The sequence below is a fragment of the Stutzerimonas stutzeri genome, assembly GCF_024448955.1.
Classification (GTDB): Bacteria; Pseudomonadota; Gammaproteobacteria; order Pseudomonadales; family Pseudomonadaceae; genus Stutzerimonas; species Stutzerimonas stutzeri_AQ.
This window is the reverse complement of record NZ_JAMOIH010000033.1, coordinates 1-950: the sequence shown is the minus strand read 5'-3', so window position 1 is coordinate 950 and position 950 is coordinate 1. Positions and strand designations below refer to the sequence as shown.

The 950-nt window shown below is 58.7% G+C and carries 1 protein-coding gene; it reads right to left on the bottom strand.

Annotated elements, in window-relative coordinates:
* A partial coding sequence (locus tag NA645_RS20095; protein ID WP_256050415.1) for an OprD family outer membrane porin occupies nt 1-950 on the bottom strand: 950 nt, incomplete at both ends.

Below are 950 nucleotides of genomic sequence, written 5' to 3'. Positions count from 1 at the left end.
CCGAAGTTGCTGCGCACGGTCGCGTTGCGCACCTTCAGGCCAAGGTTTTTCATCGGCCCGCTCTGAATCACATAGGCAATGTCAGTGTCGCGTTCCCACTCCTTGCCTTCGCTGGCGCGGCCGACAACGTTGACGTTATCGCCGGTCACATAGCGGGTCATCAGGCTCAGCCCGGGGATGCCTATCGCGGCGAAGTCATAGTCATAACGGGCTTGCCATGACTTCTCATCTTCATTACCGAAATCATTGATTTGCAACAGATTGATCAGCGCGTTATCACCGCCACTGATGTAGGCGAAACCGGTATCGCCACTCATCTTCTGATAGCCACCGGTGAAGCCATGGCCACCAATCTTGTAGGTGAAGAGCGCACCGAAGGCGTTGTTGTCAACGTTGCTGCCGCCATCGTCGGTGGAGCGCACGTAGCGCAGATCGGTCTTGAAGCTCTGGTTGTCACCGATCGGCAGCACGTGCACGACGTTGAAGTTGTGCTGGTCGTAGATGCCGTCCAGCCCGCCGTAGTAATAGCTGCCGGTCAGTTCAGGGGTGAACTGGTAACGGCCGCCCGCAAAGACGAATTCGTCGCTGGTTGCCGTGTTGCCCAGCACGATATTCCGTGAGCCGCCGTTGAATACGGCCATCTCTTCGTAGTCAGAAGAGTCGCGGTAACTGACGCGGTCGAGCATACCCACGTCGACAGTCAGACCTTCGAGCTCCTTGCTCTGCAACCAGGCGCCACGGTAGATGTTGGGCAGCAGGCGGCTGTCATTGCGCATCACCACCGGAATGACCGGCTGCAATGTTCCGACGTGAACGGTCGTGTTGGACATCTTCGCCTTCGCAGTCAGACCGGCGGTGCCGTAGTCGTCGTGAGCGCGATTGGGCGCCTCGCGATCCCTCGGCAATAGCCCGGTGCCGGTACGATCCGGACTGGAATCGAGCTTGACGCC